General features: G+C 34.5%; 1 protein-coding gene. It reads right to left on the reverse strand.

Translation table 11 applies throughout. From position 1 onward, the window contains the following. Positions 1–284: 284 nt before the first annotated feature. Positions 285–1199 carry a glycosyltransferase gene (locus E1171_RS01230; RefSeq protein ID WP_187696155.1) on the reverse strand — a complete coding sequence of 305 codons (915 nt, stop codon included), beginning with the start codon at positions 1197–1199 and terminating at the stop codon, positions 285–287. Positions 1200–1306 lie beyond the last annotated feature (107 nt).

A 1306-nucleotide genomic window follows, 5' to 3' on the forward strand; every position in this document is an offset into this window, starting at 1 on the left:
AGTATTTGAAAACGAGAATAATGAATATTGAAAACTGGAAAATGAAGGGTGGAGAGCGAAGAAGTAAGAGGAGGTAAATACTGCTAAACTTGAAAAGATAGAAGTGTAATCGGTGTCCCATCCAAAGCCAGTATATTTAAAAATCAGGCCATTATTGGCATAAGAAGAGAAAAAAGTTCAGATTGATCTAATCAGAACCATTACTATGGTTCACTAATTATAAGATTGTCCTTGGAATGTTCTTTATAGAATTTCAAAAAATTGGATTAAAACGGGCGGTTTTATTAATGGATCTCTTTTACCTTTTCTACAATTTTATAGTTTTTGTATTCAAAAGGGCGATAACCAAATAAATTTTCAACTTTAAGTAAAAACCTATCTTTTATTGAAAGAATTGACTGGGAAGGATCATAAGAAAAATCCCAATCTTTTTGATTAATGGTTTCCTTCATATAAATGGGGTGTTCATCCTTAAATTTAGCCAATCTGCCTACATAATTAAAGTCAAAAGTTCCTGTTGGTAGGTTCTTTTTTAACCATGTATCTGGATGCCAGAATCGTTCAAAATAATTCGCCTTTAAAGTCATTAATTTAGGGTTTCGGGCATAAGAATAATGAAATATGTGGTGCCTTACCTTTAAACAGTTTAGTTTTGTTCCCTTTTCCCCTGAATTATACCCTTGTATGGATCTATATTTTCGAAAACCTTGTGAATCTTTGTAGGAGCGGATACAACCCTTATTCCGAAAAGCCCGAATTTCAAAACGGTGAACACTACGGTCATCTTTAATGTGTTCATAATCGCCCCAAAAGTGATGAAAGGGAAATAAAAGACCATCCACTTCTGGATTTTGTTCGGCAGCTAAAATTTGTCTCCTCAGGCTGTTTAAAGTGGATTCGTGAAAAACTTCATCGGCCTGCAAATGGATCGCCCAATCTCCGCTAATTTGGTCAAGTCCCAAATTTGATTGAAGAGCAAATATTCGGCCGTTACTTCTTAACTCTTCATCCCATACCGAATCAATAATTTTAATTTTTGGGTTGGATAATTTTTCAATCGCTTCCTTACTCCCATCTGTAGAATTACCTACCACTACCACCAATTCATCAACAAGAGGTAAAAGGGAACGAATGGAGGGGATAAAAGGGTATCCATATTTAAATCCATTGCGTACATATGTGAATCCGCTGATTTTCATTATCCTTGAAGGATTGATGGAGTTTTTATTTGGATTTTCAGCCCGATTCAAGGCCTAAAACTTGGCATTATTATAATAGTTTTTCTGTGGAAAAAATTTTAAAGTTT

This window comes from Xanthovirga aplysinae (genome assembly GCF_009711365.1).
Taxonomy (GTDB): domain Bacteria; phylum Bacteroidota; class Bacteroidia; order Cytophagales; family Cyclobacteriaceae; genus Xanthovirga; species Xanthovirga aplysinae.